The 24,312-nt window shown below is 64.8% G+C and carries 18 protein-coding genes and 3 rRNA genes; 8 read left to right on the top strand and 13 right to left on the bottom strand.

Features of this window, described 5'->3' with window-relative positions:
* Positions 1 to 61 precede the first annotated feature (61 nt).
* From ACL00U_RS06370 to ACL00U_RS06355, 4 genes are all read right to left on the bottom strand, one after another.
* The gene (locus ACL00U_RS06370) at positions 62 to 1,801 is read right to left on the bottom strand and encodes a hypothetical protein (RefSeq protein WP_412873966.1); all 1,740 of its coding nucleotides are present in this window, start codon (positions 1,799 to 1,801) and stop codon (positions 62 to 64) included.
* Positions 1,798 to 3,030 (bottom strand): metallophosphoesterase family protein, encoded by a 1,233-nt coding sequence (locus ACL00U_RS06365; RefSeq protein WP_412873965.1) that lies wholly within the window; start codon positions 3,028 to 3,030, stop codon positions 1,798 to 1,800. Before ACL00U_RS06365 ends, ACL00U_RS06370 begins: the two co-directional genes overlap by 4 nt.
* A 1-nt stretch (position 3,031) precedes the next feature.
* Positions 3,032 to 3,865, bottom strand: a complete 834-nt coding sequence (locus ACL00U_RS06360; protein ID WP_412874064.1) for a DNA adenine methylase — start codon at positions 3,863 to 3,865, stop codon at positions 3,032 to 3,034.
* Between the two features lie 556 nt (positions 3,866 to 4,421).
* Complete coding sequence (locus ACL00U_RS06355; RefSeq protein ID WP_412873964.1) at positions 4,422 to 5,354, bottom strand: NADP-dependent oxidoreductase; 933 nt, start codon at positions 5,352 to 5,354, stop codon at positions 4,422 to 4,424.
* Positions 5,355 to 5,508: 154 nt separating this feature from the next.
* On the opposite strand from ACL00U_RS06355, the gene ACL00U_RS06350 reads away from it, so the two are divergent.
* The 5 genes from ACL00U_RS06350 to ACL00U_RS06330 all read left to right on the top strand — a co-directional run bounded on the left by ACL00U_RS06350 (position 5,509) and on the right by ACL00U_RS06330 (position 10,257).
* Positions 5,509 to 6,681, top strand: coding sequence for an HNH endonuclease (locus tag ACL00U_RS06350; protein ID WP_412873963.1), 1,173 nt, complete (start codon positions 5,509 to 5,511; stop codon positions 6,679 to 6,681).
* 81 nt (positions 6,682 to 6,762) lie between these two features.
* Positions 6,763 to 7,602, top strand: coding sequence for an ABC transporter ATP-binding protein (locus tag ACL00U_RS06345; RefSeq protein ID WP_250894488.1), 840 nt, complete (start codon positions 6,763 to 6,765; stop codon positions 7,600 to 7,602).
* A complete protein-coding gene (locus ACL00U_RS06340; RefSeq protein WP_412873962.1) occupies positions 7,599 to 8,396 on the top strand; it encodes an ABC transporter permease in 798 nt (265 codons plus the stop codon). The genes ACL00U_RS06345 and ACL00U_RS06340 overlap by 4 nt, the downstream gene beginning before the upstream one ends.
* A 29-nt stretch (positions 8,397 to 8,425) precedes the next feature.
* Positions 8,426 to 9,628 carry a sensor histidine kinase gene (locus ACL00U_RS06335; RefSeq protein ID WP_412873961.1) on the top strand — a complete coding sequence of 401 codons (1,203 nt, stop codon included), beginning with the start codon at positions 8,426 to 8,428 and terminating at the stop codon, positions 9,626 to 9,628.
* A complete protein-coding gene (locus ACL00U_RS06330; protein WP_259496224.1) occupies positions 9,625 to 10,257 on the top strand; it encodes a response regulator transcription factor in 633 nt (210 codons plus the stop codon). Before ACL00U_RS06335 ends, ACL00U_RS06330 begins: the two co-directional genes overlap by 4 nt.
* A 12-nt stretch (positions 10,258 to 10,269) precedes the next feature.
* On the opposite strand, the gene ACL00U_RS06325 is transcribed toward ACL00U_RS06330, so the two are convergent.
* From ACL00U_RS06325 to ACL00U_RS06290, 8 genes are all read right to left on the bottom strand, one after another.
* Entirely contained in the window at positions 10,270 to 11,457 is a 1,188-nt protein-coding gene (locus ACL00U_RS06325) for a hypothetical protein (RefSeq protein ID WP_412873960.1), read from the bottom strand.
* Positions 11,415 to 11,720: a hypothetical protein gene (locus ACL00U_RS06320; RefSeq protein ID WP_274008265.1), complete on the bottom strand. Its 306-nt coding sequence runs from the start codon at positions 11,718 to 11,720 to the stop codon at positions 11,415 to 11,417. Before ACL00U_RS06320 ends, ACL00U_RS06325 begins: the two co-directional genes overlap by 43 nt.
* A gap of 221 nt (positions 11,721 to 11,941) precedes the next feature.
* Positions 11,942 to 12,058 (bottom strand): 5S ribosomal RNA (gene rrf, locus ACL00U_RS06315).
* A gap of 157 nt (positions 12,059 to 12,215) precedes the next feature.
* Positions 12,216 to 15,343, bottom strand: a 23S ribosomal RNA gene (locus tag ACL00U_RS06310).
* A gap of 433 nt (positions 15,344 to 15,776) precedes the next feature.
* Positions 15,777 to 17,298: ribosomal RNA gene (locus tag ACL00U_RS06305) — 16S ribosomal RNA — on the bottom strand.
* The 16S, 23S and 5S rRNA genes sit together here, the layout of an rRNA operon.
* 593 nt (positions 17,299 to 17,891) lie before the next feature.
* Positions 17,892 to 19,124, bottom strand: a complete 1,233-nt coding sequence (rlmN, locus tag ACL00U_RS06300) for a 23S rRNA (adenine(2503)-C(2))-methyltransferase RlmN (RefSeq protein ID WP_017885785.1) — start codon at positions 19,122 to 19,124, stop codon at positions 17,892 to 17,894.
* A 93-nt stretch (positions 19,125 to 19,217) separates the two neighbouring features.
* Entirely contained in the window at positions 19,218 to 20,192 is a 975-nt protein-coding gene (locus tag ACL00U_RS06295) for a C40 family peptidase (RefSeq protein WP_263137288.1), read from the bottom strand.
* Between the two features lie 182 nt (positions 20,193 to 20,374).
* The gene (locus ACL00U_RS06290; RefSeq protein ID WP_056073357.1) at positions 20,375 to 21,133 is read right to left on the bottom strand and encodes a pyridoxamine 5'-phosphate oxidase family protein; all 759 of its coding nucleotides are present in this window, start codon (positions 21,131 to 21,133) and stop codon (positions 20,375 to 20,377) included.
* 33 nt (positions 21,134 to 21,166) lie between these two features.
* On the opposite strand from ACL00U_RS06290, the gene ACL00U_RS06285 reads away from it, so the two are divergent.
* Positions 21,167 to 22,621, top strand: coding sequence for a PLP-dependent aminotransferase family protein (locus tag ACL00U_RS06285; RefSeq protein WP_412873959.1), 1,455 nt, complete (start codon positions 21,167 to 21,169; stop codon positions 22,619 to 22,621).
* 34 nt (positions 22,622 to 22,655) lie between these two features.
* Here ACL00U_RS06285 and ACL00U_RS06280 read toward each other — a convergent pair whose 3' ends face one another.
* A complete protein-coding gene (locus tag ACL00U_RS06280; RefSeq protein WP_042540396.1) occupies positions 22,656 to 22,850 on the bottom strand; it encodes a hypothetical protein in 195 nt (64 codons plus the stop codon).
* 133 nt (positions 22,851 to 22,983) lie between these two features.
* On the opposite strand from ACL00U_RS06280, the gene ACL00U_RS06275 reads away from it, so the two are divergent.
* Positions 22,984 to 23,334 carry a GntR family transcriptional regulator gene (locus ACL00U_RS06275; RefSeq protein ID WP_017885790.1) on the top strand — a complete coding sequence of 117 codons (351 nt, stop codon included), beginning with the start codon at positions 22,984 to 22,986 and terminating at the stop codon, positions 23,332 to 23,334.
* Positions 23,331 to 24,287: a DUF1648 domain-containing protein gene (locus ACL00U_RS06270; protein WP_412873958.1), complete on the top strand. Its 957-nt coding sequence runs from the start codon at positions 23,331 to 23,333 to the stop codon at positions 24,285 to 24,287. The genes ACL00U_RS06275 and ACL00U_RS06270 overlap by 4 nt, the downstream gene beginning before the upstream one ends.
* Positions 24,288 to 24,312: the final 25 nt, after the last annotated feature.

Below are 24,312 nucleotides of genomic sequence, written 5' to 3'. Positions count from 1 at the left end.
GCGCTGGCAATCACGAAGCCTCGAGTTGGCTCCGATAGCACTTGATCTCGAATCTCCACCATCAGCTCCAATCAAACTCGAGCTGCACGTCGCGGTCAGCGCCACCATTTTGCGGCTGGACGATCGACGAGAGCCTGACATCTTTACCAAGCCTCAATGGGAACTCGCGCCCCGGCCGCAGGCCGAAGACATACGCTAGCCGAAATCGCTGGCCGGCGAACGTGTCGAGTACGTCCGGGCTCAGACGGTCCCGGACATGGACTATAGCCCCGGCATAAAGGCCGGTTATGATTGCATCAAGCACAGGTGGGGGTGCGTTTCGATCCACAGTGAAGACGTTCACAGGGTCAGCATGAAATGATCCAAGGTTCGCGTCACTCATATACTTCGCGACCACGTTTACCAAGTCCATGACCGACATTGAGTGCGCCATCGATTCCGGTCGCGGGAGAACACGAAGCAAGGCCTCGAAACGGCTTGACAAACCAAGTAGCGCGGATAGCTGGTACCCGGCGCTGACCTGTGAGCGCTTCATATCCCAATGATCGACCATTTCGGAAAAAGCGATTTTGATCCATCTGGGATTACCTTCCAGCGCAGTGGTCACCGCAGTCACACCAACGAACGGGTCCGTCGCTCGCCGCCCTGACCGTCGGCCGACGACGTTGCCATCCGAGAAGTTGAGCAGCGACCGCCGGAAGACGAGTAACGGATAGACTTTGCGAACCGTCGCCGAGTACTCCTGATAGGTCATCTCATCGATATGCGCCAAATCAACACGGCGACGTCTAACCCACTCGGCGAAGCTATTGTCTTCCAGGTATGCATCTTCTAAGTATGCGGCTATCCTAGCCTTACTCGTCTTACCTCGATAGCCATAATCGAATGTAGAACCGCCAAGAGCCCTTTCCATGGAGATTGCGGGCAATCCGCGTGACTTTAACGTCTCTCGCCAGAGACCGATTGTGATGCGCTCAATGTCGTGCCGAGCCTGACCGGACAGGTGCACTACCCGGAAGTCGTGCCCCGGTACCGGTACACCCGACGACTGATCCGAATCAATGAAACGGTCGAAGGGGCTCATTGACACCTTGATCAACAGCTCGCCACTCCCCCCTCGCACGTAAGCGTTCACTTCCTCGTGAATCACTCTCGGTGCGAGCTCCATCTCGTCAAGTAGAAGAGCCCATTTTTTCCCCACCCGGTCAACAACCCTGTTAAACGTTCGCACACTGAAATCGAGGAGACTTAGAGCGGTCCCATTGCCCAGCTCAAGCGCAGTTTGATCGCCCCGACCAACCGCTATCAGCCTACGGTCGACCTCTTGTTGGAGGCCAAGTAACGTCGGCGCGGCAACATCAAGGCCCCACCCCTCCGCCAAATTGGTGACTAGTTTGCGTTCCTCCCCAGGGCCAATTCGTACTCCACTTCCCGAACTCGGCAACGACAAGTAGCTCGCACTCTCAGTGAAGGCGTAGAGCCCCTGTAACGCAAACAAGGAACGAGCATGAGACTCGGAAGCTTGTTGGGACCACAATTGATCCGTCGGGAGAAATACAGACCAAAAGTTTATTTGCTTCTTGATCTCCTTCGCCTCTGCGCCTTGCCAAGCGTTAAGGCTTTCAGTTGTCAGCATACGAAGGAGGGTAGTTTTTCCACTTCCACGCGGGCCAATTAGGTAGCTGTGATCGGTGCCAGCAATTGATCTGAAGGTGTCTGGCACAACGAAAGACTTCGCGACTTCGGACGCAGTCAGCTTCTTGGCGTTGAACGCTTCAAAGCTAAGCTCTCGATCGATCATTCGGGCCCCTTCACAATTTGCTGTATCGCGCCGCTCGTGGAAAAAAGAATTTCAAGCTTCCGCGCCTGGAGATATTCCACCAGGTACTTTTGGTCCCTGGGCGACATATAAGGCAGATGCGGGATATGTGCCACAAGATCGCTCCACAACCAATGAGGCCTTGCATCCGCCTTCAATAGATCAATGATAGCCCGACCGCTAATTCGGAAGTCATCAGAACTACCGAAACCAGTAAGATGGGGCATTTCAATCCCCATGCCGTTCGCCTCACTCCAGCCCATGCCGAATCCCCACGACCAAGAGCGGACGCTGCCCCTGAGGGATCCGCTGAAGGCCGGGTCCTCGTCGGTCATTTCAACCAAATGGACTTGATTACGCGCAACACTATTTGCGGGAGGCCAGAGGATCGCTGAAGCAGAACCGGCACACAACATGAAGGGCCCGTTACTCGTATCTGCGCCCGCGGTGACTAGCTGGGGCAAATGCTTGTGTCCATGAACCACGAACCAGCGTCCAACCTCGGGCGTCGACGCTAGCATTCCGATCAACTCCGATCCCCTCTCCATCGGTCCATAGGTGTCTTGGAGGTAAGTGCGGTGCTGATGTTCTTGCGGATGGTGGTGCAGAACAGCTACGTTGAGCTTCGGCTCTAGTCCATGTAGAGCCGATTCGATCTCCTCTTGCATAGTCGCCGGAAAGGCTCCGCGATTGAGTGAGGTCAGATACTTCTGGAATTCATCGCTGCCCTCCGGGACGTGCTCCGGGAATGGAGGGAAACCAAAGGTTGAATCAATTAGAAGGAACCGCGCAGCAAGAGTTTCATGAATAACCCACCCGTGCTGCCAGAATTTTGAGTTGTCCTCGGGGCTTAGTGTTGGCACGTCAGGTCGCAATCCCTGAATTCCCGAACGCTGTTGAAGAGCGGCTCTCCGCGTTACAAGGTCGTGGTTACCCGGTACCGCTAGAGTTACGGCGTTCAGTCGATCGGCAATTCTCGTAAGCTGTTCCCACCCGAATGAGAGGCCAGCCGAGTCAGCTTTGTTACTCAGATCTCCCGCGTTGATAAGGAAATCCGCCGAGAGTACACTATCTCGAACAAGAGACTCGAGATCATGCAACGGGCTTTGACCCTCTCCAACATTCACGCGTGTTGAAGCATAGCTCTCGTTCCGGCCGTATTCAGAATCGACGTGTGCGTCCGACACGACAAAGAGCCGCAAAGTGGCCATCTCAGATCCCCCTGTCCAGCGACTCGCTCCTGACAATGATTTCGTGCGTGACTTGCCTCGAGAGCGTTTTCCCCGATATGCTTGAGAATCGCGACACTGAGGTGATGTTGAATCCTTTGAAAAGGTCACGGGTTTCTGTGCTTTCCGCGTTGACCAAGACGACGTGCACCCCTTCTCGCGAAAGCGCCTTGAATCGGTCAGCCAGCCGCCTTTGATCCTCCCAATCGAAGAGCGTCGCATTGTAGTCAGTGAAGCCCTTACGACGCCTCGGAGCCGCATATGGGGGATCGAGAAAGACAAAGTCATTCTTGCGAACGCGTTCCAGTGCACTATAGAAATCCCCGGAAATCAACTCCGCCCGCTGCAACGCTACGGAGGCTGATTCTAAAACACTGAGCGGTATGACGCTATCGTTCTTCGGTCGCCCAAAAGGGACATTAAACTGGCCCGACGCATTCTCGCGGTAGAGGCCATTGAAGCCGAATCGATTTAGATAGATGAAACGCGCAGCCTCTTCCAACGATCGAGGCGGAGGTTCACTGGCCCGAATCCTATAGTACGACTCAGAGTGAACCGGCCACCTTCGAAGAAGGTCGTGCACCTCTCCCGGAGCATCTCGAACAGACCTAAAGGTGTTGATTAGTCCGGGAATTTTGTCATTCAGGACGGCATCCGCTGCGTCATCGCTAGCACCAAAGAAGACGGCGCCTGAGCCCAAAAAGGGTTCATGATACGTGCCAAAGGCTGTAGGAATTATGCCCTGGATGTGCGGCACTAGCCACCGTTTTGATCCCGCCCACCTCAAAAAGGGCGTGGTCGATCGCGCAGGTCCCATTGCCTCGCTGTTGGCTGTCGTCGCGGTTTGCGGCGCCGATCCCATGTCTCCGATGACCGTCCTCGATCTGAATTGGCAGTTCCGGGATCCTACCGCGTGCCACGGTGTCACCTCGTGCACCAGACCGGCTCGAAGCCTGCTCCGCGGTCGAATGACGCGGAACCGTCTGGCCCTATCTTCCGTCGGTTCCGCGCCTGCTGGCTTGAGGACAACGACTCGGTGCTACCCAAGTATGTCGTTACGTTGTTCGAGGCCCAGGTCGTTGCCGATCAAGCACAAACCTTCAGTAGGACGACTTCTCGTCCGGTGGAAGCAACGAGCACGAGCTGGACTCGACCGACCTTGGTCGACTGCACAGGTCAGCTATGACCACCGACCAGGCAGTCGCGTCGGTCTCGGAAAATGCACGCCCAAGATCAGTCTCGTTCGAGCTCCAGTCATGATGCGACGAGGCTGACGTCGTGGCTTTGACTGACGGCAGCCGAACGGGAGCCATGGTTGCCGGTGGCGCGGTACCATCCGCGGCACGCCTCCCGTCCATCATCGCGTCATAAACTCACCACGTCAGCACGAACCGTCCCCGCGTCCCCCCGGCCTCCAACCGCTCATGCGCTTCCACAGCCCGCGCAGCCGGCAGCACCTCAGCCACCCGCGGCGTCAACGTCCCACTCTCCACCGCATGCCGCAGCTGCTCGAGCTTGTCGAATGACCGGTATTCCGAGAACACCATCACCTGCACGAACTCGATCCCCCGAGCCCCGTTGCCCTGCCACCCCCGCACGTCGAAGAAGACTCCCCCGTCGCGAACGGCGTCGACGACCTCGTCGCGCTGCACGGCAGCATCGGCGAGCGCATCGACCCCGTCCGGCACGAGTTCACGGACAGCGGAGGCGAAGGAAGCACCTCGCGGCACCACGTGGTCCGGCCCGAGCGACCGGACGAGTGCTTCGTCCGCCGGAGCAGCATCCGCGATCACGGTCAGCCCGGCGGCCTTCGCCAGCTGCACCACGTAGTTCCCGAGCAGCCCAGCGGCCCCGGTGACGGCGAGCGTCTGCCCCGGCGCGAGCGAAGCGTGCGACAGGATCTGCAACGCCGTCAGCCCGTTCATGGGCACGGTCGCCGCAGCTTCGATCGACGTCCCCCGAGGGATCCGCGTGAACGACCCCACCGGCGCGACGAGCTCCTGCACGTAGGCGCCACCGTGGGCGCTGAGCGGCAGGGCCATCGCCATGACCTCGTCGCCGACCTCCCATCCGGTGACGTCGGGCCCGACCTCGTCGATGACGCCGGCGGCGTCCATCCCCGGCACGTACGGCGGCGAGGCCTGCGAGCTGTCCCGCTGCCCGGCACGCACCCCCGTGTCGGTCGGGTTCACGGCGAACGCCTGCACCCGGATCCGCACGGACCCGGCGCCGGCGTGCGGCTCCGGCACCTCGTGGACGGCGAGGGCCTCGGGCCCTCCGAACTGTTCGACTCCGACGACCTGCATCCTCCCGGTCTACGCGCACGTTGCTTGACGCAACCTGACGCGCCCCTGCGGGCCGGCCGTTCCTGCCGTCCCGTCACTTGCGGCGCCGTGTAGCGCGGTCAGAGGTCCATCTCAGCGCGCTGCCGCCTATTCACATAACAGGCAAGATGTAAGAGTGACTCTCACTTCCCACGCTACGCTTCGAGACCGGCTCCTGACCTACCTCGCTGGTGTGGGAGGTTCCTCGAAGAGGGCCCAGGCACTGGACGCACTCGAGGCGCTCTATGCCGGCCAATGGACCGAAGCGGACCGTTCTCCTCAGAACACCAGACAGTTCGAAACCAAGTGGCGGAATCGCGTCAGCTTCGAACGGCAGCGGTTGGTAGAGCGCGGAGTCTTACAGGCTCGTTCCGACGGCATCTGGGCGTTGGCCGATGGCTTCGATTTCTCTCGCGTGGATCTCCCGCGACTAGCAGCTCGGAACGCAGAGATTCAACGTCGGGAGCAGATGTGGGTTGCCGCGAAAGCAGTTGGAGCCCCGGGCGACGTCCTCCCAAGGGAACTCGAACCGTTACACCTACGAGCGGGCGGCCGCGGCATCTATGTTGATGTGCCGACGACGAAAAGTGCGATCGCCCCTGCCGGGATCGCGGTTTCCTTCCTCGACCTTGGCGAGGCCTACGCCAATGAACGCAACGTCCATGGGGTCACCTATCGGCTGCCAAGCACAACGCGCGAAGGTCGAGATCAGGCAGAAATCGCAGCCACTGTTCGTGCATATGAGCTGGCGATGCCGGTGTTCGTGATCCTCCCCGGTGGGCGACCGACGTCCCGGTCTGTTCGTCGTGCGGTCGTCGAGAGCGTCGACCTTGCCCGTGGCTCTGTATTGATCACGTTCCTAGACGACGATCCGCTTCCGCCGGGACCCAAGACGGACGAGGACGACGAGTTCGAACTTGTGGTCGATGACGTCGAGACTCGTTGGCAGCGACGCAAGGCGAGGCCAAATCAAGCACGCTTCGCCTTCGCGGTTCTGCAGCGCTATGGGGCGCGATGCGCCGTGTGCGACCTCGACGCAGAACCGGTCATTGAAGCAGCCCACATCCGCGCGAAGGCGCTGCAGGGTTCAGACGATGCCCGGAACGGCCTGCCGCTCTGCAGTAATCACCACCGTATGTACGACGCAGGATGGTTCGCCTTCGAGCCTCAAACAACCGAAGTCGAATACGCCGCGACGCGGGACTCGGGTCGGTCGCAGGTGGTTAGGAGCGACCTCACTCACCTTCCGGCTCAACCGAGCACCGAGGCTCTCGGGGATGCATGGAAGCGATGGTCCGCCACTCCGTAGGGCACCATCCCCCGATCGGACGATGCCGACACCACCGCACCGGCCGATCCGCCATGGCGACCCGGCGGCGAAGCTGGACCCATGCCCGAGTCCCCCGCCATCGAGGTCCAGCACCTCGGCAAGCAGTACGCCACCGGTAAACGCGCCGTGGACGACGTCTCCTTCACGATCGAACGCGGCGAGACCTTCGCGCTCCTCGGCCCGAACGGTGCCGGCAAGTCCACGACGGTCGAGATCCTCGAGGGGTACCGGTCCCGCACCGCCGGCGACGTCCGCGTCCTCGGCCACGATCCCGCACGGACGAGCCGCAGCCACAACGCACGCATCGGCATCGTCCTGCAGACCAGCGCGGAGTCCCCGAACGTCACCGTCGCCGAGCAGCTGAACCACTTCGCCACGCTGTACCCGAAGCACCGCAGCATCGAGGAGCTCCTCACCGCGACGGGACTCGAGACGCAGCGCAACACCCGGATCAGCCGGCTGTCCGGAGGCCAGCGCCGCCGCGTCGACGTCGCCCTCGGCATCATCGGCCGCCCCGAGGTCCTGTTCCTCGACGAACCGACCACCGGCTTCGATCCCGAGGCCCGCCGGCAGTTCTGGGACCTCCTGCGGCAGGTGCAGCACGAGGGCACGACGATCCTGCTCACCACGCACTACCTCGACGAAGCCGCCCAGCTCGCCGACCGGGCCGCGGTCATCGCCGACGGGAAGCTCCTCGACCTCGCACCCATCGACGAGATCGGCGAAGCCGAGGCCCGCACGCCCCGGGTCCGCTGGCGTGACGACGGCGGGGAACTCCATGACGAGCGCACCACCGACCCGACGGCGCTCGTCCGCAGCAGCAGCGCCCCCATGCACGACCTCGAAGTCATCCGTCCGTCCCTCGAGGACGTCTACCTCGACATGGTGGGACAGCAGTGAAGACAGCAACCAGCCGCATCTCGTACGAGATCCGCACCTACTTCCGCGCTCCCGACTCGGTCTTCTTCACGTTCCTGTTCCCGATCATCATGTTGGCGCTGTTCTCGGTCGCGTTCTCCGGCGCCGCCGACATCCAGGCCGGCCCCGGCGTCAGCGCCGACTACGCCACCTACTACCTGCCCGGCCTGGTCGCGACGGGCATCCTGCTCTCCGGCACGCAGTCCCTCGGCGTCGACATCGCCGGCGAGCGCAGCGACGGCACGCTGAAGCGCCTCGGCGGCACGCCCTTGCCGGTCCTGTCGTACTTCGTCGGCAAGATCGGCATGGTCCTCGTCACCACGCTCGTGCAGACGGCCCTGCTGCTGGCGATCGCGAGCGTGGTGTTCGGCGTCGACCTGCCGACCGACGCGGGCCGGTGGGGTGTCTTCGCCGGGGTGATGGTCCTCGGGATCGCCACCAGCTGCGTGCTCGGCATCGCCGTCTCGGCGCTCCCCCGCGAGGGGCGCCGCGCCACCGCCACCATCGTCCCGATCGTCCTGGTGCTGCAGTTCATCTCCGGTGTCTACCTGCCCTTCACACAGCTCCCCACCTGGTTGCAGGACGTCGCGTCCGTCTTCCCCCTGCGCTGGATGGCGTCCGGCATGCGGTCCGTCTTCCTGCCCGGTGCGTTCGAGTCGGGTGAGCCGGGAGGCGCGTGGCACCTCGGCCTCGGAGCCCTCGTGCTGGCAGCGTGGCTGGTCCTGGGCACGGTGGCCTGCCTGTTGACGTTCCGTTGGAACCGCAAGGACGCCTGATGGCGCCCCGCTGGTGGGATGCTGGGCACATGAACGGCGAGACGTGGATGCGCAACCGCTGGCTGCACGTCTTCTTCGCGGGCACGATGGCCCTCACCGCGGTGATCACCGTGTTCGGCTGGTCCCCGTGGTCGATCCGCTGGCCGGCGTACGCCGCGGTCGTGGTGCTCGTCGTCGCCTACGTCGTGTTCGGCCACCGCGGCTACGACAGCCCCCGTGCCGCCGCGGCCTTCCTCCCGCTGGTCCTCGTCGCGGCCCTGGTGTTGCCCGCCGTGGTGCCGAGCACCGCGTTCGTGCAGTGCATCGCGTTCCCGCTCGTCTGGGTGCAGTCCGAGCGGGTCCGCACCGGCGTCCTGCTCTCGGTCGCGGTCGGCATCGCGAGCGGAATCGGCCTGCAGGTCTCCGACGGCCCGGACGCCCTCGTCAGCACCCTGCTCATCGAGGGCATCAGCGTCATCGGTGCCTGCGCGATGGGCGTGTGGATCTCGAGCGTCGCCGGCCTGTCCGAGGAGCGCCGCCAGCTCCTCGACGAACTCCGCGCCACCCAGCAGTCCCTCGCCGATGCCCACCGGAGCGCGGGCGTCGCGAGCGAACGGGAGCGCCTGGCCCGCGAGATCCACGACACCGTCGCGCAGAACCTCGCCGGCATCGTCATGCTCACCGAACGCGCCCGCAAGGACCTGGCGAACGACCGAGGAGCCGCGCTCGACGAACGGCTGGCGGTCCTCGAGGAGTCGGCACGAGCGGCGCTCGAGGACTCCCGTGCCCTCATCGCCGCCGGGGTCGCCGGTGCCACGAGCGGCAGCCTCGCCGGGGCCCTGCACCGGCTCGCCGAGCGGTACACCCGTGAGACCGGCACGCCCGTCGCCGTCGACGCGACCGACGGCCAGCTCGACCGTGACGCCCAGGTCGTGCTGCTCCGGGTCGTCCAGGAGTCCCTCGCGAACATCCGCGCGCACGCCGACGCCCGTTCCGTCCGGATCGTCCTGCGGCACGCGCCCGAACACGTCGGCGTCCGCGTGGTCGACGACGGCGTCGGGTTCGACACCGGCGTGCCGACTGCCGGGCACGGTCTCCGGGGCCTCCACGAACGGCTGGCGCTCTCCGGCGGTACCTGCACGATCACGAGCACACCGGGCGGCGGCACCGTCGTCGACGCGAGCATGCCCACCGGACCCGAGCCGAGCCTCCCGGCCGTCGAACGCCACGTCCTCGCAGAGGTGACCCGGTGATCCGTGTCGTGGTCGCTGACGACCACCCGATCGTCCGGTCGGGCATCGTCGCGCTGTTGCAGGACGCCGACGACATCGTGGTCGTCGGTCAGGCCAGCGACGGCCGCGCCGCGGTGACGGTGGCGCTGGCCGAACGCCCCGACGTCGTGCTCATGGACCTCCGGATGCCGGTGCTCGACGGCGATGCGGCGACGGCGGAGATCCTCGCCGCCGACCCAGGCATCCGCGTCCTGATCCTGACGACGTACGAGTCCGACGACCAGATCCTCTCCGCCATCGAGGCCGGCGCCACCGGCTACCTGCTGAAGGCAGCCCCGGAGTCCGAGATCCTCGCCGGCGTCAGGGCGACCGCACGGGGCGAGACCGCGCTGGCACCATCGGCGGCCGCAGCGCTCGTCCGCCGAGCGACGGGATCCCTCCCCGCTGCTGCCGGCCCGTCGCTGACCCCGCGCGAGCTCGACGTCCTGCGCCTCGTCGCCCAGGGCAACAGCAACCCGGCGATCGGGCGCGCACTGTTCCTCAGTGAGGCCACGGTGAAGACCCACCTCGGCCACGTGTTCGAGAAGCTCGGCGTGAACGACCGCACCCGTGCGGTGATCCGCGCGATGGAGCTCCAGCTCCTCCCCTGATCAACTCCGCAGTCAGGCGCCGCTGGTCACCGCAGCGAAGGCGTTCACGCCCTTGACCGCACTCCGGACGACCACCGCGGTGCGCTCCGGACGCAGGGTGACCGTTCCTGCACCGTTCTCCCTCGTCAGCGCACCGACGCCCTGGACGAACAGCCCGCCGACGCCTCTTCCGGTCTGGTGGCTCCAGCCGTTCACGGACCGCCACCGAGGTTCTGCCCAGGCACGCCGGAACCACGCGACGTCGCTCGGGCACGGGCCGGAGCGGTCCTCGTACTCCGCCCTCGTGATCGTGACCGGTTCACCGAAGCCGATCGATCCGACCGGGTCCACGTCGAGCCACCGGAGCAAGTGCGCGACGAGCAATCCTGGACGAACGACACCGAGCGACTCCGAACCGTCCTGGTGGCCGGCACGCACGACGCACTTCTGGCCCTGTGTCCAGCACGCCCAGCGCAGCGGCGGAGCGTCGCTCGCGGGGTCGTTCGACTCGACGACGAGCAGTGCATCGTGATCGATGACCGGCTCGACGAGCTCGCGTCCCGTGTCGGTGAGGCCGCCGAACCGGCCGACGAACCCGAACTCACGCGCAGCGACGCCGAGCTCCGAGCGCCGCGCCGCTGCAGGCACCAGGCCGCGGTCGCGGAACCGAACGAGGTGGTCGAGCACCCCGACCGGAGTGCGCCACCGCAGTGTCGGGCCCGTGCCGGCGGCTGCGGCAAGCGCACGGTTCCCGGTCGTCGGCGCGTCGAGGTGACGGCACCACCGCGAGTCGAGCATCCCGTCGACGACCACAGCGGCCTCGGGCCAATCACGGGCCGAGCACTCGACCGTGACACGGATCCGCAGTCCGCGGAGGATCCGGAGATCACGGATGACGACGTGGTCCGGTTCGGGCAGAGCGACGAGGACCCGCTCGTCAGTGGCATCCAGGACCAGCGCGTCCGGTTGGTCCCTCAGCCGACGAACCGCCTCGGCTGCCGGATCGCCGGATATCGGTCGCAGGTCGATTGACACTGCGCGGTCTGCGCGCTCGATCCGGACGCCGGATCCGACGCCGAAGACGCTCCACCCCTCGGGCACTTCGACCACGAGACCGTCGACGATTACCAGTGCATCCCAGCGGACGTCGGGCCAGGGGTCCCACGGCACGTGCCCGGTCATCGGCGAGCCGCCCGACGCGACCACCGTGGTGTCGCCCACAGCGCCCCGCCGAGCATCAGGCACAACCCGAGCACTCCGCACAGCACGAAGACCACCATCAGGACGAGCGCAAGCGCCACGGACCCGTTGAAGAACAAGAACGCGAAGCCCTCGCAGAGGAGTGCGACCCCCAACCAGAACCACCCGAAGGGCATCGACGGCGTGCTCCAGCGCATCCACGATCGCCACAGTCCGACGTACGCCAGTCCGCCCACGACGACGAAGCCCCCGCCGATCGCGATCAGCCAAGTCGCTGCACTCATGCTCGCCGCCCCCGGTTCTTCGCAGTCCCCCCTGCTCCGATCCTACGGCTCCGTGCACGACGGGGACCCTTCCCTGCAACGCGCGTGACGGTTCCGGTTCGCGATCCCCGGGGATCCTGAACCAGAACCGTCACCACGCGGACAAGAAGCGCGGTCCCCGCTGAAACGCAGAAAACCCCTGACCATGAATGGTCAGGGGTTCCCTGTTCTTACTACGTTAAGTCCGGCGGCGTCCTACTCTCCCACAAGGTCCCCCTTGCAGTACCATCGGCGCTGAGAGGCTTAGCTTCCGGGTTCGGAATGTGACCGGGCGTTTCCCTCTCGCTATGACCACCGGAACACTCTCGACCAGATCATACATTGGTCTCAAAGCTGTCCCAGCTACTGCCTTCCGTGAAGAGGGCAGAGCGGTGTATTCAGTTTCGATTCCCGATCGTCTGTCGGGAACCACAAAGTGGACGCGAGCCCGTGCAACAAGTGCACGGAAATCAGTGTGTTATCAAGTCTTCGGCTTATTAGTACCGGTCAGCTCCACGGGTCGTTAGTCCCCGCTTCCACATCCGGCCTATCAACCCAGTAGTCTGCTGGGAGCCTCTCACACTCAAGGTGCATGGAAATCTCATCTCGAAGACGGCTTCCCGCTTAGATGCTTTCAGCGGTTATCCGGTCCGAACGTAGCTAATCAGCGGTGCCCTTGGCAGAACAACTGACACACCAGAGGTTCGTCCATCCCGGTCCTCTCGTACTAGGGATAGATCTTCTCAAATTTCCAACGCGCGCAGCGGATAGGGACCGAACTGTCTCACGACGTTCTAAACCCAGCTCGCGTACCGCTTTAATGGGCGAACAGCCCAACCCTTGGGACCTACTCCAGCCCCAGGATGCGACGAGCCGACATCGAGGTGCCAAACCATGCCGTCGATATGGACTCTTGGGCAAGATCAGCCTGTTATCCCCGAGGTACCTTTTATCCGTTGAGCGACAGCGCTTCCACAAGCCACTGCCGGATCACTAGTCCCGACTTTCGTCCCTGCTCGACCTGTCAGTCTCACAGTCAAGCTCCCTTGTGCACTTACACTCGCCACCTGATTGCCAACCAGGTTGAGGGAACCTTTGGGCGCCTCCGTTACTCTTTGGGAGGCAACCGCCCCAGTTAAACTACCCATCAGGCACTGTCCATGAACCCGATCAGGGTCCTACGTTAGACATCCAAAGTGACCAGAGTGGTATTTCAACAATGACTCCACGAACACTAGCGTGCCCGCTTCACAGTCTCCCACCTATCCTACACAAGCCACTCCGAACACCAATACCAAACTGTAGTAAAGGTCACGGGGTCTTTCCGTCCTGCTGCGCGTAACGAGCATCTTTACTCGTAGTGCAATTTCGCCGAGTTCGCGGTTGAGACAGCTGGGAAGTCGTTACGCCATTCGTGCAGGTCGGAACTTACCCGACAAGGAATTTCGCTACCTTAGGATGGTTATAGTTACCACCGCCGTTTACTGGGGCTTAAATTCAGAGCTTCGCCCAAAGGCTAACCCTTCCTCTTAACCTTCCAGCACCGGGCAGGCGTCAGTCCGTATACATCGTCTTGCGACTTCGCACGGACCTGTGTTTTTAGTAAACAGTCGCTTCCCACTGGTCTCTGCGGCCTTCAACGCTCACGGAGTAAATCCGGTCACGTGTCCGGCCCCCCTTCTCCCGAAGTTACGGGGGCATTTTGCCGAGTTCCTTAACCACGATTCTCTCGATCTCCTTGGTATTCTCTACCTGACCACCTGAGTCGGTTTCGGGTACGGGCGGCTGCAACCTCGCGTCGATGCTTTTCTCGGCAGCATAGGATCACTGATTTCCCCTTACGGGTACGCGTCGGATCTCAGGCACACAGACGACGGATTTGCCTATCGTCAGCCCTACATCCTTACACCAGGTTCACCTTACGGATACCATCGCCTGGCTCAGCTACCTTCCTGCGTCACACCTGTTCATACGCTAACCGCACCAGCATGGGGTCGAGCGTTAGACCGGCCACCATCACCCCGAAGGGATCCGGTTGTACCGGGTTAGGACTCTTAGCACCACTGGATTAGCTTGGGCGGTTGTTCGCCGGTACGGGAATATCAACCCGTTGTCCATCGACTACGCCTGTCGGCCTCGCCTTAGGTCCCGACTTACCCAGGGCGGATTAACCTGGCCCTGGAACCCTTGGTCTTTCGGAGGACGGGTTTCTCACCCGTCTTTCGCTACTCATGCCTGCATTCTCACTCGTGTAGCGTCCACGGCTGGATCACTCCGCCGCTTCACTCGCCACACGACGCTCTCCTACCACTCCGCACGACTGAACCACGAAGGCTTGTCTATAGTGCGAAATCTACAACTTCGGTGGTGTGCTTGAGCCCCGTTACATTGTCGGCGCGGAATCACTTGACCAGTGAGCTATTACGCACTCTTTCAAGGGTGGCTGCTTCTAAGCCAACCTCCTGGTTGTCTGTGCAACTCCACATCCTTTCCCACTTAGCACACGCTTAGGGACCTTAGTTGGTAGTCTGGGTTGTTTCCCTCTCGACGATGAAGCTTATCCCCCACCGTCTCACTGCTGCGCTCTCACTCACCGGCATTCGGAGTTTGGCTGACGTCAGTAACCTGTTGAGGCCCATCGGCCATCCAGTAGCTCTACCTCCGGCGAGAAACACGCAACGCTGCACCTAAATGCATTTCGGAGAGAACCAGCTATCACGAAGTTTGATTGGCCTTTCACCCCTATCCACAGCTCATCCCCTCCATTTTCAACTGAAGTGGGTTCGGTCCTCCACGACGTCTTACCGTCGCTTCAACCTGGCCATGGATAGATCACTTCGCTTCGGGTCTAGAACATGCGACTCAAACGCCCTATTCAGACTCGCTTTCGCTACGGCTGCCCCTCACGGGTTAACCTCGCCACATATCACTAACTCGCAGGCTCATTCTTCAAAAGGCACGCCGTCACCCCTACTAAGGAGGCTCCGACGGTTTGTAAGCAAACGGTTTCAGGTACTATTTCACTCCCCTCCCGGGGTACTTTTCACCTTTCCCTCACGGTACTTGTCCGCTATCGGTCATCTGGGAGTATTTAGGCTTATCAGGTGGTCCTGACAGATTCACACGGGATTTCTCGGGCCCCGTGCTACTTGGGATACACATCCGGCCATAACACCATTTCGTCTACGGGGCTGGCACCCACTACGGCCCGGCTTTCAAACCGGTTCGACTATGATGCGCTGTAACCGCCCCAGTCCGGCAGAACTGAGTGACGTGTCCCACAACCCCGACCATGCAACGCCCGCCGGCTATCACACATGATCGGTTTAGCCTCATCCGCTTTCGCTCGCCACTACTCACGGAATCACATGTTGTTTTCTCTTCCTGTGGGTACTGAGATGTTTCACTTCCCCACGTTCCCTCTACCCGCCCTATATATTCAGGCGGGAGTCACCAGGTCGCAAAACGCCTGGCGGGGTTTCCCCATTCGGAAATCCTCGGATCACAGCTCGATTATCAGCTCCCCGAGGCTTATCGCAGATTTCTACGTCCTTCATCGGCTCCAGATGCCAAGGCATCCACCGTTTGCTCTTAGAAACTTGACCACAAAGATTAAAATTGCGATCCAACGTCACCACTCAACAACCCGAAGGCTGATCATGGATGACGCGAATCAAAGATGCTCGCGTCCACTGTGTAGTTCTCAACATACGATCGGCACCAGCACTCCCCCACCACAACAGCAGGATCACACTGGCCCGACGAAGGACCCGTAGGCCCAACCCCCACCACCACTCACGTAGCAGCAGGAAGCCTGGTCCCTCAGGACCCAACAACGTGCACCAGCTGAGCGCTCCACCCCCGACCCGTCCCAACCCTGCAAGCAGAGCGTACTGAGGTCGGAAGCATCACTCCCAACTGCACTGTCAATGTTCCACCCATGAGCTACCCGTCGGACACGTTCGGTCCGAAACAGGCGCCTGGACCAGCAACCAACCACCCCTAATGGGCGACCAGCACTGACCAGATGCTCCTTAGAAAGGAGGTGATCCAGCCGCACCTTCCGGTACGGCTACCTTGTTACGACTTAGTCCTAATCACCGATCCCACCTTCGACGGCTCCTTCCACAAGGGTTAGGCCACCGGCTTCGGGTGTTACCGACTTTCATGACTTGACGGGCGGTGTGTACAAGGCCCGGGAACGTATTCACCGCAGCGTTGCTGATCTGCGATTACTAGCGACTCCGACTTCATGAGGTCGAGTTGCAGACCTCAATCCGAACTGAGACCGGCTTTTTGGGATTCGCTCCACCTTACGGTATCGCAGCCCTTTGTACCGGCCATTGTAGCATGCGTGAAGCCCAAGACATAAGGGGCATGATGATTTGACGTCATCCCCACCTTCCTCCGAGTTGACCCCGGCAGTCTCCTATGAGTCCCCGGCATAACCCGCTGGCAACATAGAACGAGGGTTGCGCTCGTTGCGGGACTTAACCCAACATCTCACGACACGAGCTGACGACAACCATGCACCACCTGTACACCGACCACAAGGGGGCGACCATCTCTGGCCGTTTCCGGTGTATGTCAAGCCTTGGTAAGGTTCTTCGCGTTGCATCGAATTAATCCGCATGCTCCGCCGCTTGTGCGGGCCCCCGTCAATTCCTTTGAGTTTTAGCCTTGCGGCCGTACTCCCCAGGCGGGGCGCTTAATGCGTTAGCTACGACACAGAAACCGTGGAAAGGTCCCTACATCTAGCGCCCAACGTTTACGGCATGGACTACCAGGGTATCTAATCCTGTTCGCTCCCCATGCTTTCGCTCCTCAGCGTCAGTTACGGCCCAGAGATCTGCCTTCGCCATCGGTGTTCCTCCTGATATCTGCGCATTCCACCGCTACACCAGGAATTCCAATCTCCCCTACCGCACTCTAGTCTGCCCGTACCCACTGCAAGCCCGAGGTTGAGCCTCGGGATTTCACAGCAGACGCGACAAACCGCCTACGAGCTCTTTACGCCCAATAATTCCGGACAACGCTTGCACCCTACGTATTACCGCGGCTGCTGGCACGTAGTTAGCCGGTGCTTTTTCTGCAGGTACCGTCACTTTCGCTTCTTCCCTACTAAAAGAGGTTTACAACCCGAAGGCCGTCATCCCTCACGCGGCGTTGCTGCATCAGGCTTTCGCCCATTGTGCAATATTCCCCACTGCTGCCTCCCGTAGGAGTCTGGGCCGTGTCTCAGTCCCAGTGTGGCCGGTCACCCTCTCAGGCCGGCTACCCGTCGTCGCCTTGGTGAGCCATTACCTCACCAACAAGCTGATAGGCCGCGAGTCCATCCCCAACCAAAAAATCTTTCCACCACCAGACCATGCGGCCAGTGATCATATCCAGTATTAGACGTCGTTTCCAACGCTTATCCCAGAGTCAGGGGCAGGTTACTCACGTGTTACTCACCCGTTCGCCACTAATCCACCCAGCAAGCTGGGCATCATCGTTCGACTTGCATGTGTTAAGCACGCCGCCAGCGTTCGTCCTGAGCCAGGATCAAACTCTCCGTAAAAAAATACAGACCCAACACCCGAAGGCATCAGACCGAGTTGATTCTGACTGTTGACTGTCTACTGACAATCTTCAATCCAAAAGGAATTGCTTCATGACCCAGTCAGCAAGCCGACCAGGCACGAGGTCAATCAATAAATTGGCATTGACAATGTGCACGCTGTTGAGTTCTCAAGGACCAGACGCACTCCCCGCTCGACCCACAAAAGGATTCCGCCAGAGAGGCATTCGTCTTGTTCCACCGTCAGACACGTCGAATCACTTCGACTTCTTCGGGGGATGTTGCCTGAGCGGGACCCCGTCCGGACTGCGCATCCAGGGCTTGCACCCTGTGACCGTCTCGGCCGTTCCGTTCTCCGCCTCAGCGGCAACGAGTGATTACTCTACACAGGCCCCAGGGGGCCCGCCAACCGTCCTTCCTCCCGGGCGTGTCGCACTCCGGTGAACGGGAGCTGTCCCCCGGGTTTCCGGTGATCGACGGGGTGGACGCACCCCGGGAACGACGGAAGGCACGGTGCGAACCCGCACCGTGCCTCCCGAACGAACAGACGACCAGACCAACTGGACCGGACCGGACCGACTGACCGGACCGACCTACTCGGCCGCGGCCAACTGCCCGCACGCCCCGTCGATCTCCTTGCCGCGGGTGTCGCGCAGGGTCGTCGGGATGCCGGCGGCGTTGAGCCGGCGGACGAACTCGTCCTGCACGTGCACCTCGGACGAGGTCCACACGGAGCCCGGCGTCGGGTTGAGCGGGATCGGGTTGACGTGCACCCATCCCTTGCCACGCTTGTTGAGCTTCTCGGCGAGCAGGTCGGCTCGCCAGGCGTGGTCGTTCATGTCCTTGATGAGCGCGTACTCGATCGAGACACGACGGCCCGTCTTGACGTAGTAGTTGTGGGCGGCGTCGATCGCCTCGTCGGCCTTCCAGCGCGAGTTCACCGGGATGAGCTCGTCGCGGAGTTCGTCGTCGGGGGCGTGCAGGGACAGCGCGAAGGTGAGCGGGATCCCTTCGTCCGCGAGCTTGATCATCGCCGGCACGAGGCCGACGGTCGACACCGTGATGCCGCGGGCACTCATGCCGAGGCCGTTCGGCTGCGGCGCGACCATCAACCGCACCGCGTCCATCACCCGCTTGTAGTTCGCGAGCGGCTCCCCCATGCCCATGAACACGATGTTCGTCACGCGTTCGGCGTCGACGCGGTCGTTGCCGCCCTTGCGGGGATCGCCCCCGAGCTCTCCGGCGGCGATCGCGGCGTTGGCCCGGACGATCTGCTCGATGATCTCGGCGGTGGACATGTTGCGGGTCAGCCCGGCCTGGCCGGTGGCGCAGAACGGGCAGTTCATGCCGCACCCGGCCTGGGACGACACGCACAGCGTGATCCGGCCGGGGTACCGCATCAGGACCGACTCGACCAGGGCGCCGTCGTGCAACTTCCAGAGGAACTTGATGGTGTCGCCGTTGTCCGTCGCGAGCCGCCGGGTCTCGGTGAGGAGCGGCGGCAGCATCCCGGCGACGAGCTGCTCCCGCTGGGCGGCGGGCAGGTCGGTCATCTTGGCCGGGTCGGACGTGTAGTGCTGGAAGTAGTGGGTCGCGAGCTGCTTGGCGCGGAACCCGGGCAGACCGAGCTCCTTGACGCGGGCCTCGCGTTCCTCGGCCGTCAGGTCGGCCAGGTGCACGGGCGGCTTGCCGCGCTTCGGGGACGCGAACTGCAGGAGCGGCCGGCCGTCGGTGTCGGTGGCCTGCTTCCAGCCCTCGGTGCGCGGGCGCACCTGCGGACGAGCAGACTGCTGCTGTTCGAACGGGGTGCGGGTGTCGGAAGCCATCACTCCAGGATACGGGAGGCCCGTGATCCGTGGGGACGCCCCGTCCGGGTGGTCCTGCTGGTCACCACCAGGGCCCCAGCGCGGTCCGCCGGGTCAGCTGCCGGCCGGCAGGACGCGGGCGAAGTGGTGCGCCGCCGAGTACATCGGGACGATGTCGACGACCTCGCCCGGGTGCGGTGCCTGCAGCACGAGCCCCTGGCCGAGGTACAGGCCGACGTGGTCGTCGTCGTCGTACACGACGAGGTCGCCCGGCAACGCCTCGGACTCGGGGATCGTGGTGGCGACGGCGTCCTGCGTCGGCACGTAGTGCACGAGCTGGATCCCCACCGCCTGGTACGCGACCATCGTGAGCCCGGAGCAGTCGATGCCCTCGTGGCTCGCGCCGCCCTCGACGTACGGGTCCCCCATGTACTGCAGGGCGGTCGTCAGGATCGTGGCCCGGTCGCCGCCGGCCGACAGCGCGGCGGACAACGCGGACTGTGCCTGCGCCGTCGTCACCCCGAACCGCAGGTCGAGCGTCGGGTAGGACACGATCGTCGTGGTGGTGGTCATGCCGTCGGTCGAGACCACGGGGACCTGGACGTCGTGCGCCACCGTGAAGGTCTGGGCGTCCTGTGCCGTGGTCGTGCCGGAGCGGGTGTCGACCGGCAGCGTGTCGGCGTTCGCGGGCAGGGCGAGCGTCAGGCTCGAGGTCACGGCGATGGCGGGGGCCAGCAGGATCGCGGCGCGCTTCGCGTTCGCGGAACGACGGATGTGCCGCGGGTCGAGCGCTCGTTCGGCACGCAGGGTGGCCGTCCGGCTCAGCACCGCGCTGCCGGCCGACGACGCGACGGGGGCGGGACGCGGCTGCATCCGCACGGTCCGGGCTGGCTTCGGGTGCTCGACGAAGGTGGAACGGGCGGCTGCGGGGCCGAGGGCCGAGCGGCGTCCGCGGGGACGGGACTGCTGCGTGTCCGGCGTCAGCGGCGCGGGATCGGCCGCGGGGTGCGTGTGCGGTCGCGCGGGGTGCGTGTGCGTCCGCGCGGGCTGACGGTCGTCGGCTGCTGCAGGCAGGGTGTGGCGTCCCATGGGTCCTTCCGGGTCGGGACCACTCGGCGGTCCGGAAAGTAACGTATTGGTCACGACGGTGTCCGCGGCTGGGCAGCGCCGGAGTGTTCCTGCAGCTGGTCACAGGAACGATCACCGCTCGCAGGCCACTCCGACGACGCGCACGGCTGTTCCGGAGCCGGCGTGCGGCTGTGGAGACCGGCTCAGACCGACGCGACCCGCATGGCGGCGGCGATCCGGGCCTCCCGGTCGGCGGCCAGACGGTCGAGGCGGGCCGACAGCGCGAGGACGGACGCGTCCACTGGACTGTCCCCCGAGATGTCCCCCGAGATCGGGACACCGGCGCGGACCGCGAGTGGCAGGACGCCCGCCCAGACGGTGTGGTCCTCGCCGTCGGCCGGGTCCTCGCCGACCCCGTGGGCACGGACCTTGACGCTCGCGCGGTCGAGGGGCAGCTGGAGGACCTGGGTGGCGCGGACCTCCTTCGCGGTCATCTCGCGCACCTCGGCTCGGCGCCCAGGCATGAGGTGGTCCGCCACCTGCCAGAGCGCTTCGGCACGCAGGTCGGTCGGGACGACGGTGGCGCGGCCGGCGATCATCGCGCTGCGGTAGTTCGCGGAGCTGTCGTTGGTGGAGCGGGCGAACACCAGGCCGTCCAGGTGGGTGACGGTCGCGGCCACCGGGACACCCTCGGCCCCGGCGTCGAGGAACAGGCCGCCTCCGGTCGAGCCGTGCAGCAGCATGACCGGGCCGTCGCCGAGGTCCCCGACGGCGCAGAGGAAGGGCAGGACCACGGGGTGGCCGCCGCGGACGATGCCGACGTGCGCGACGTGGGCCTCGGCGAGGATCGCGTCGAGGACTCCCGGGTCGTCGGACTGGCGGTCGCGCAGGCGGCGGACGCGGAGCGAGGGACCGTCGGCGGCGGGTTCCGTGGGGTGCGGCTGGGCGTTCGGGGTGGGCATGCGCTCACGCTAGGGTCGCCAGTGGTCCGATGCGTGGACCAGTTCGGAGCGATCACGGTGGACCAGTCGAGCAAGGTGTCCGGTGTCGTGGCCCGGGTCCGTGCGATGGTGCACGACGGCACCCTGCGCGAGGGCGATCCACTGCCGTCGACGCGTGCACTGGCGGCAGAGCTCGGGGTGGCGCGCGGCACCGTCGTCGCGGCCTACGAACAGCTCGACGGCGAGGGGTACCTGCGCACGCGGCACGGTGCGGTGGCCCGGGTCGCGGCGGACGTGCACGGCCGGACGCCGGGTGGGTCGGTGGCGGGCGGCGCCGGGCCCGGCTCGCCCGTCGCCTTCGCCGCCGACGCCGTCCTGGCCGATCCGTCGCCCGCGGTGCGCATCGACTGCCGGCCGGGCATCCCCGCCGTGACCGCGATCCCCCAGCGGGACTGGCGGGCCGCCTGGCGCGCAGCGGCGTCGGCACCGCTCCGGAACGCGATCGCGGAGCCGCTCGGCTCCCCCGAGCTGCGGGCACAGGTCGTCGCCCAGCTCGGCCTGACCCGCGGGTTCACGACGACGGTCGACCGGGTGCTCGTGACCGCGGGGACCTCGGAGGCGCTGTCGCTCGTCACCGAGGCGCTGCGGGGCCTGCTGGGTCGTCCACCCGTCTTCGGCGTCGAGGACCCCGGCTACCGCACCGGGCACCGGGCGATCACGAGCGCGGGCGGGACCCTCGTCGCCGTCCCGGTCGGGGAGGACGGACTCGACCTCGACGCGCTCGAGGCTGCGGGGCCGGTCGACGCGGTGCTGGTCAGTCCGACCCACCAGTACCCGCTCGGCTCGGTGATGCCGGTGGCCCGGCGCCGTCGGCTGCTCGCCTGGGCGGCTGCGACCGGCACGGTGGTGGTCGAGGACGACTACGACTCGGAGTTCCGGCATCGCGGGACGCCCGTGCCCGCGCTGGCCGCACTCGACGCCGAGGGCGTGGTGCTGCACGTCGGCGGGTTCTCGAAGACGCTCGACCCGCGACTGCGGTGCGCCTGGGTCGTCCTGCCCTCCGCAGCAGGTGCCGGGATCGGTGCACGGGTGGCGGAGGCGGTGCTGTCGGCGCGGCGTGCACGCGGCGCGGTGGTCGCCGAGCCGGTGCAGGCGGCACTGGCCCACCTGCTGCGCACGGGTGCGCTGCGGCGGCACCTGGGTCGGGTGCGCCGCGACTACGCGCATCGCCGAGCCCGGATCGCGGCCCGGCTCGACGACGTCACCGGACTGGAGGCCCGTGCCCTGAACGGCGGACTGCACGCGGTGGTCACGTGGTCGGGTCCGACCACCGGGGCCGACGTCGCCGAGCGGATGGCGGACGCCGGGGTACGAGTGGCGACGCTCGAGGAGTACGGGCTCGCGCCCGGCAGCGCACCGGCGGGCATCGTGTTCGGCTACGGCGCCGTCACGCTGCCGGAACTCGACCGGGCGCTCGACGCGCTGGTGGAGTCCGTCGCGCACGGCTGACCGGTCGCCCGCCCGCACGCACGGCCACGCGGGGTCAGCGGGACTCGGCGATGCCGTTCTTCCGGGCGTTCACGAGGTCTGCGAGCGACGGTTCGCCGACGTCGCCGGGCAGTGCGTGCCCGCGGCGTGCGGCCTTGCGGACCTGTCGGTAGGTGGTGACGCGCAGGGGGTCCACCCCGTCGGCGGACTCGTAGTTCGACGGGGTGCTGGTGGTGGTCGAATCGGTCATCGCGACGGACGGTACGCGTGCCGGAGCCCGCTGGAACCGCGCCTGCGTTCCGCGGCCAAACGGCGTCCGAGCACGGTCTCGAGGGGCGGGTGACCCCTGGTGCCGAGCGGGATTGTTCGCATAGAATGCGAACATGTTGATCACCGTCGACCCGGGGGCCCGCGCGACCCTGGCGGAACAGGTCGCCACCCAGATCCGCCACGCGATCGCCCGCGGCGAGCTCCGGAACGGCGAGCGACTGCCCGCAGCGCGCGACCTCGCGGCCTCGGTCGACGTCAACATGCACACTGTCCTGCGTGCCTACGCGCTGCTGCAGGACGACGGACTGATCGAGTTGCGGCGTGGCCGCGGTGCGACGGTCCTGCGGTCGGGCAACGCCTCGTTCGACCGGTTGCGCACGCTCGTCGACGAGCTGCGCGACCAGGCGGACACCCTCGGCGTCCCGCTCGACGACCTGTTCACGATGATCAAGGGGGCACGATGACGACACGACCGATGACCACGGGCACACGGCTGGCGGTGGTGGCACCAGGGCTCCTGGTCGCGGTGGGACTGGTGCTCACCGCGGTCCTCGCGGCGCCCGCCATGCCGTCACGGATCGTGATCCACTTCCGGACGGACGGCACAGCGGACGGCTGGGGCTCCCCCTGGACGGCGTTCTGGGTCACCCTGGCGGTGGCGCTCGTGGCCGTCGGGCTCGCGATGGGCGCGCTGCGGTGGCACGACAAGCGGACCGCGGCCACCGTGCTGCTCGTCGCGAACCTGCTGGCCGGGACCCTCGGGTCGGCCTGGGTCCTGCTGGCCTGGACGAACACTGCCGGCGACGGCACCCTGTCCCCGTGGTGGACGGTGCCGTTCCTGCTCGTCGCCGTGGTGGTCGCCGCCGTCCCCGTCCTCGCACTGTTCCGGGTCGCTGCCCCCGTGCCGGCGTACGACGTCGCACCCCTGACCGTCGGGCCCGACACCCGGGTGGCCTGGCGTGCACGCGTCGGCAGCCGGTGGTTCGCGCTGCTCGGGGCGCTCGTCGTGCTGCTCGGCGTCGGGACCGCGGTCTGGACGGTGTCGGCGGGCGTGACCACGGCGGTCGTGTCCGGTCTGGCCATGGTGCTCGCGGGGCTCGCCGTGCTGGTGCTGGCGCGGGTGGAGCTCACGGTCGACCGACGGGGCATGCGGCTCACGTCCACGTGGACGAGGATCCCGCTCATGCGGGTGCCGTTGGAGCGCATCGAGTCGTGCGGGTGGGAGCAGGTGTCCCCCGGGCAGTGGGGTGGCTGGGGCTACCGGATCTCGGGCCGTGGCGTCGCCTACGTCGTGCGGTCCGGGCCGGGGCTGGTCGCACGGCTCCGCGGCGGGCAGGCGCGGATGGTGACCGTGCCCGACGCTGCGGGCGGCGCCGCAGCGCTGGGCGCACTGCTCGCCGGGCGCGAGACGGTCTGACGGGGCCGGACCGGGCCTCCAGGGC

This window comes from Curtobacterium poinsettiae, assembly GCF_047226435.1.
In the GTDB taxonomy this organism is placed as follows: domain Bacteria; phylum Actinomycetota; class Actinomycetes; order Actinomycetales; family Microbacteriaceae; genus Curtobacterium; species Curtobacterium poinsettiae.
This window is presented reverse-complemented; position numbering and strand designations above follow the sequence as displayed.

What these genes read in the sequence shown, in the direction of transcription:
- ACL00U_RS06370 (WP_412873966.1), bottom strand. Translation starts at nt 1,801, where the DNA reads ATGATCGATCGAGAGCTTAGCTTTGAAGCGTTCAACGCCAAGAAGCTG.
- ACL00U_RS06365 (WP_412873965.1), bottom strand. Translation starts at nt 3,030, where the DNA reads ATGGCCACTTTGCGGCTCTTTGTCGTGTCGGACGCACACGTCGATTCT.
- ACL00U_RS06360 (WP_412874064.1), bottom strand. Translation starts at nt 3,865, where the DNA reads ATGGGACCTGCGCGATCGACCACGCCCTTTTTGAGGTGGGCGGGATCA.
- ACL00U_RS06355 (WP_412873964.1), bottom strand. Translation starts at nt 5,354, where the DNA reads ATGCAGGTCGTCGGAGTCGAACAGTTCGGAGGGCCCGAGGCCCTCGCC.
- ACL00U_RS06345 (WP_250894488.1), top strand. Translation starts at nt 6,763, where the DNA reads ATGCCCGAGTCCCCCGCCATCGAGGTCCAGCACCTCGGCAAGCAGTAC.
- ACL00U_RS06335 (WP_412873961.1), top strand. Translation starts at nt 8,426, where the DNA reads ATGAACGGCGAGACGTGGATGCGCAACCGCTGGCTGCACGTCTTCTTC.
- ACL00U_RS06320 (WP_274008265.1), bottom strand. Translation starts at nt 11,720, where the DNA reads ATGAGTGCAGCGACTTGGCTGATCGCGATCGGCGGGGGCTTCGTCGTC.
- rlmN (WP_017885785.1), bottom strand. Translation starts at nt 19,124, where the DNA reads ATGGCTTCCGACACCCGCACCCCGTTCGAACAGCAGCAGTCTGCTCGT.
- ACL00U_RS06295 (WP_263137288.1), bottom strand. Translation starts at nt 20,192, where the DNA reads ATGGGACGCCACACCCTGCCTGCAGCAGCCGACGACCGTCAGCCCGCG.
- ACL00U_RS06290 (WP_056073357.1), bottom strand. Translation starts at nt 21,133, where the DNA reads ATGCCCACCCCGAACGCCCAGCCGCACCCCACGGAACCCGCCGCCGAC.
- ACL00U_RS06280 (WP_042540396.1), bottom strand. Translation starts at nt 22,850, where the DNA reads ATGACCGATTCGACCACCACCAGCACCCCGTCGAACTACGAGTCCGCC.
- ACL00U_RS06275 (WP_017885790.1), top strand. Translation starts at nt 22,984, where the DNA reads ATGTTGATCACCGTCGACCCGGGGGCCCGCGCGACCCTGGCGGAACAG.
- ACL00U_RS06270 (WP_412873958.1), top strand. Translation starts at nt 23,331, where the DNA reads ATGACGACACGACCGATGACCACGGGCACACGGCTGGCGGTGGTGGCA.